Genomic DNA, 6,121 nt, shown 5'->3' with positions numbered 1-6,121 from the left:
ACGTAACTTCTTTGAATTTTCAGAATTTTGAAGTGGGAGACTTACTGCTTGTTAAGGCTGGGATAAAAAACTTGGCTCCATGGCCAAGTTTTTTATTAATCCACAATGTCAACATAGATAAAGTATGCAAGTGTCACGAAACTTGCGATAACAAATAAAACATCATAATTCATAAGTCAGACCCTCCCATATTTATTATGCAGTATTGAATTCATTTCAAACATCTTTGGATTATTTTGAAAGCTTTTTCAAAGAATGAGAGAAATTCATAAAATATGCATAAATTTTCTTTTATATGTATGTTAAAATAATAACATACTAGACTGTTGGAAGGAAGTAAACTTATGAATAGATGGATGAGAAAAACCCTTGTTATCCTGTTTACGATTGCTACGTTTGGTTTAGTAGCACCACCTGCAGCATTAACAATTGGTGAACAAAACTCAAAAGACACATCTTTTCGCACTTTTGAAGAAAAGCATGTTGAAATTATTAGAGAAACAGAAGATACGAAGGAAGACTACATAGCAGATTTGTTAATTAACGCCAAAGAACAATCGTATGAGAAGTTTGGAACAAAAATTGGTGAAGTGATTGATGAAGAATTCAATGAGGTCATTTTTCCAAAAATAGAAGAAGTCATTACTTATTTCGTAAATGAACAAGATGACGAACAATTTAAAAACATAGCAATTTCTAAAAATCCGTCAGGCGGGCTCGGTGAAAAGATTTTCCATATCTATAACCGGGAAACGAATGAAGATGTGCTAAGATTCCATGTCAGACGGGATAACCCCCCGCAGCAAGGTTATTCTTTTAATTTTCACTACCACACATACCATGACTCCTTTCAGTCCCATAAAGATTTAGGAGATATTTATTGGGACAAAAATATGCCACCTAAGTGGAAAACATACAGCTAAAATATAAGCCTGGCTCACGTGAATAAAGTGGGGCCAGGCTTTTTTGTGGAAAAATTTATGAGGAATTGCCGATATAATCTGAATTTCGCTGATATATTGGAAAGATCGCCGATATAATGCAAATTTCACTGATATATCAGAAAAAGCTGCTCATATATTTCAAGAAGTACACCCGCGATTGCTTTCTATGTTAAAATTTAAAGCGTAAATGATTCGTATAGAGTAAGGGGTGCTTTTTCGTTGAATGAGGTAGAAAATATATATTTAAATATGTGCAAAGAAGTGCTGGAGAAGGGTACTGTAAAGGGAGACCGTACAGGGACTGGAACGATTTCTGTTTTCGGTTATCAGATGAAGTTTGATTTAAGCAAAGGCTTTCCGCTGCTTACGACGAAGAGAATTCCATTCCGCTTAATAGCAAGTGAATTATTATGGTTTATTAAGGGTGATACAAATATCCGTTACTTGCTTGAAAATAATAATAATATTTGGAATGAATGGGCGTTTGAAAAATGGATTAAAAGCGGGGAATATAAAGGCCCGGACATGACAAATTTTGGGCTTCGTAGCCAAGAGGATGAGGAATTTAAGCAGCTTTATGAAATAGAGATGGAAAACTTCAAGCAAAGTGTTTTAACCGATGAAGAGTTCGCCAAAAAATTTGGAGAACTTGGAAATGTATACGGAAAACAGTGGAGAGAATGGAAGACGACGGCTGGTGAAACAATTGATCAATTAAAAGATGTGATTGAAACAATTAAGAAGAATCCTTCCTCACGCCGGTTAATCGTTTCCGCATGGAATCCGGAAGATGTTCCGTCCATGGCTCTGCCGCCCTGTCATACTTTATTCCAGTTTAATGTGGCGGATGGAAAGCTCAGCTGCCAGCTTTATCAGCGCTCAGGCGATCTTTTTCTTGGAGTTCCTTTTAATATAGCAAGCTATGCGCTATTAACACATTTAATTGCTCATGAATGTGGCTTAGAGGTCGGAGAATTTATTCATACATTAGGTGATGCGCATATTTACTTAAATCATGTGGAGCAAGTGAAGACTCAGCTTGGACGTGAGCCGAAAGATTTTCCTGTTCTAAAGTTAAATGAAGAAGTGAAGTCTGTTTTTGATTTCCAAATGGATGATATTGAGATTGAAGGCTATGAGCCGCATCCGGCAATTAAAGCTCCGGTCGCTGTGTAGAATGGATGTATGTTATAATCGCCCAGGATATTTATTATCCTGGGTTATTTTTATGAGGATTATCATCTTTAGTAAATCATTTAACTAATTATAGCGTTGGTCACCAAAAAAAGAAGTATATAGCTTCTTTTTATTTATAATTTAAGTTTTCTTGGCAGATTGAACGTGTTATCGAGACTTCTCTAGTTCCTTCGATACCATTCCTTCTTCTTGATGTGCATTTTCTTCGACAGTCGTTGTTAAGTTTCCTTGTTTATCATACCAGGATACTCCCCCGTTTTTATTAACTTTCATACCAGAGAAACTAATAAAATATTCAGTTGAATCGCTCTTAATAACTGTTCTTCCTGCATATATGGACAAAGTGTTTCCTTGTCCTAGAGCATCGGACTGTTTCTGGTACAAATGATTGTACTCCGTGAAAATGCCTTCTGCTATTTTGAATCGTTCTTTTATCGTTAATTCGTTAAATTCTTTTTTTAGTTCCACATGCAAAGTATCTGAAATGGTTGTAGATATAAGAAGATTAGGATATTTTTCTTTCAATTCTTTGTCGACAGTGGACCTAAAGTTATTTAATACACTGTTATATCTATAATCTGGTATTTTATAGACTAAATAACAAACAAATATCGATATTAACAAAAGGAATATCATTAATCGAATTTGCAGCATTTTGAGAGATGTATCCGATTTTTTAACAAGCATAAGAGTTCTCCTTCTATTTTCTTCTGATTATAAAGATTTTACCAATATTTATATTATTTGCAATCTTTTTTCTTTGGGAATGGTCATCTGATCTTGGATAAAAAGCTTAATTTTAAAGAAGAATTCAGCTTCTATTTTCGCTTTAAGCTATTTAATACAGTGCTGAAGGAAAACAGGGAAATTTATAAGGAACGTTTTGTTTTTGGCTCGATTTTTCGATTATTATCCAATATAAAAATCCCGAAATACGGCTGGAAATCAGCTCATTTCGGGATTGATTTATGCTTTAATGAAATAAAAACCAGGCTGTATTTAGTATAGGTAGTATGTTATTTATATTATTTTGCAACAGATACTAAACGTACAGCTTGACTAACAATACGGCTGTTTACTGATTATTTATCCTGAACCTTTGTTTTCCAGTGTAACGACTTTTTTACCAAAGGGGAAGTAAGGATGGTTGTAACAATCGCAACAAGGAACAAAATACTATAATCGGTATTGGAAATTAATTTACTGCTTAAACCGATGTTAGCAAATATTAAGATCATTAACCCTCGTGCATTCATTAAAGCCCCTATAGCACTCGATTCTCTCCAACTGTAACCGATTGTTTTTGCATAAATTAAGCAGGGGAAATATTTGCTTATAAATGCCGTTACAATGAATATCGAAACGATAACTAAATGATTGCTGCTCGTAAAGGAGCTTAAATCAACATTAAAACCGGAACTTACGAAATAAATAGGAACGAGTAGAGTACTTACAAAATTTTGAATATTAGCATCTAATTCTTTCGTTACTTTATCTAATCGAGGTACGATTAATCCTGCTATAAAACCTCCGAAAATAGCATGAAGTCCAATTTTTTCTGATAGAAGACTGCTCAATAAAAAAATGAAAAGAAATAAAGCAAAGAATTCATTGTTTAATGCTTTATACTTATTTGCAACTATATATTTTAAAATCGGTTTAATTACAAAAAACATTATTAGAAGGTAAACAATTATATAAATCAAGATGTTCATACTGCTCACTGAAAAGTTCAGGCTCGCAATAGAAAGAATAATTGGCAGCATGATCCATGCTATTACATCATCTATACTTGCCCCTAAAATAACAAACCTCCCGAGCTTTGTTTGAATCATCTTTTGCTGATCTAAAATTCTTACTAGTACAGGAAAGGCTGTTACAGAAATACTTGCTGACATAAACAAAGAATAGACTAATTGAGAAGTTAATTTAAATTCTAATGATGGGTAAATGTACCAGCTGAATGCAAATATCATAGAAAAAGTAGGGATGATTCCGACTAATGCAAGCTGTAGAGCATTTTTAAATAGACTATTCTCCATCTTTTCTTTACGTACTTGAATTCCGATGAGAAACATATATAAAGAGATTCCTAGCTGGCTTAATAAATACAATTGTTCCTTTATTTCTTTATTGAACAGCCATTCTTGAACAGAAGGAAATAAAATACCTAAAAATGAAGGACCGGCTAAAATACCACCAATCATCTCTCCGACTACTTTAGGCTGGCCAATCATTTTTGCCAGAGTACCAAATAGCTGAGAAATAATAATTATTATTAATAAACTTAATAAGAAATGAAACAAACAATACACTCCTTTTATTTAACTAATAAAAAAGTATATCCATTCTCCTCTAGGAAATCTATAAGCTTGGAAAAGGTAATAAGAAAAATTACGTATTTCTTGTGTGTACATATGATTAGAATTTAAAATGAAGAATGAACAAATCTGGAATGATTCATAGATTGTTAAGTGAAGGGAGACTAGAGAATGCTAAAAAAATTCTTAGCGAAATTAGGTAAGGGAGCAGCAAAAGTAGATTTACAGTTTGAAAATCGTCCTTATGGGATTAATGAAGTTGTACAAGGAGAGGTTATTTTAAAAGGAGGTCAGGTGGATCAGCAGATTAATAAGCTTGCAGTTAAACTTATGATGACTGTATCTTCTAAGAATGGACAATCTGTTTCGCGTCAGGTTGATGAGATTCCTTTAACTGGGCCGTTTCTTATTTCCAAACAGGAAGAGCGGCATATACCATTCCATTACTCTATACCGTCCACTCTCCCATTATCTAGAAACTTTGTATCTTATTATTTTGATACACATCTTGATATCGAGGGAGGTTTTGACCGGACAGATATAGACCATGTTATAATTGCGGGCTCTAGAGAAATACACTCCATTTTTAATGCTTTTTCACAGTTAGGGTTTCGGGAAAAAGCAACTTCAGGAAAGCTTGATACATATGGTCAGGAGTTTGAATTTTTCCCTACACAGCTGTTTGCGGACCAAATTAATGAATTAGAAATCCGTTTTGCATATGTGGGAACAGGCATTAAGATTTGGATGGAAGTAGATTGCAGGTCTAATTATGGAGAAATTGAAGCGAAACGGGAGTTCGTCCTGTCTAAAGAACTATTGGAAAATGAAGATCAGCTAGTCGATTTTCTTAGAGATAGTATTGCAGAAACTGTTCAACAGCCACAATTATATGGGCAGCCATTTTCTTATCATGTTCAACAGCCGGGCCATAGTGGTATAGGAAGTGGCATTGGCAGCATGGTTGGAGGTCTCGCAGTCGGTATTTTAGGTGCTGTGTTATTAGATGAAATAATGGATAGTTTCGATATGGATGAAATCTTTGAAGATGCAGAAGAAGCTATAGATACGGATGACGATGATTCCGATTTCTTCGGTATGGATTTTGATGATTTTTCTGGTGGCGACGATTAAACAATTATAAATAATTTATTTGAAAAGGAGCCAATGATAAATCAGATGGCTCTTTTTCAAATGTTTCATTACATTTTATAAATTAATACATAATTGCCAGGTCCAATCAATGCTACCCCAAGGGCAACGGCAATTAAAATAAAATTATATTCGAAGCCTCCCTCGGTCAGCCAAAATCCATTTTTGCCATGGACGGTGAAAATAGCATCAATCATGACAATAATGATGAGAATTGCTCCGAACCAGGTAAGTACCCCGGTCGAGAAAAGCAAGCCTCCAACGAGTTCGAATAATCCTGCTAAAATTGCCCATGTTTTACCGCCGGCTTTGATCCCAATCGTTCCTAGCCATTCTCCGAATCCGACTGGACCAGGTCCGCCGAACCACCCGAATAATTTTTGAGCGCCATGCCCCATAAATGTAAGCCCGATCGCTAGCCGGATGATTAAAAGTCCTAAATCTTCCATTATTATCCCTTCTTTCAACTTATAGTCGATTGAACTACCCACCACTTAATACCCTTAC

At 34.9% G+C, this 6,121-nt stretch carries 6 protein-coding genes; 3 read left to right on the top strand and 3 right to left on the bottom strand.

Annotation, left to right across the window (positions count from 1 at the left end):
- The first annotated feature begins 344 nt into the window (after positions 1-344).
- A complete protein-coding gene (locus BFA01S_RS20480; protein ID WP_066235320.1) occupies positions 345-923 on the top strand; it encodes a YpjP family protein in 579 nt (192 codons plus the stop codon).
- A 240-nt stretch (positions 924-1,163) separates the two neighbouring features.
- On the top strand, positions 1,164-2,120 hold the full coding sequence (locus BFA01S_RS20475; protein WP_082800111.1) for a thymidylate synthase: 957 nt from the start codon (positions 1,164-1,166) through the stop codon (positions 2,118-2,120).
- A gap of 168 nt (positions 2,121-2,288) precedes the next feature.
- Here the strand turns inward: BFA01S_RS20475 and BFA01S_RS20470 are convergent, their stop codons facing one another.
- Positions 2,289-2,828, bottom strand: coding sequence for a hypothetical protein (locus BFA01S_RS20470; RefSeq protein ID WP_066235317.1), 540 nt, complete (start codon positions 2,826-2,828; stop codon positions 2,289-2,291).
- A gap of 395 nt (positions 2,829-3,223) precedes the next feature.
- Complete coding sequence (locus tag BFA01S_RS20460) at positions 3,224-4,447, bottom strand: cation:proton antiporter (RefSeq protein ID WP_066235315.1); 1,224 nt, start codon at positions 4,445-4,447, stop codon at positions 3,224-3,226.
- A 186-nt stretch (positions 4,448-4,633) separates the two neighbouring features.
- On the opposite strand from BFA01S_RS20460, the gene BFA01S_RS20455 reads away from it, so the two are divergent.
- The gene (locus BFA01S_RS20455) at positions 4,634-5,596 is read left to right on the top strand and encodes a sporulation protein (protein ID WP_066235312.1); all 963 of its coding nucleotides are present in this window, start codon (positions 4,634-4,636) and stop codon (positions 5,594-5,596) included.
- 68 nt (positions 5,597-5,664) lie between these two features.
- Here BFA01S_RS20455 and BFA01S_RS20450 read toward each other — a convergent pair whose 3' ends face one another.
- Positions 5,665-6,063, bottom strand: a complete 399-nt coding sequence (locus BFA01S_RS20450; RefSeq protein WP_066235310.1) for a DoxX family protein — start codon at positions 6,061-6,063, stop codon at positions 5,665-5,667.
- Positions 6,064-6,121 lie beyond the last annotated feature (58 nt).

Source organism: Metabacillus fastidiosus NBRC 101226, from assembly GCF_001591625.1.
Lineage (GTDB): Bacteria > Bacillota > Bacilli > Bacillales > Bacillaceae > Metabacillus > Metabacillus fastidiosus.
The sequence above is the reverse complement of the archived record's forward strand: the minus strand, read 5'-3'. Positions and strand labels throughout refer to the sequence as shown.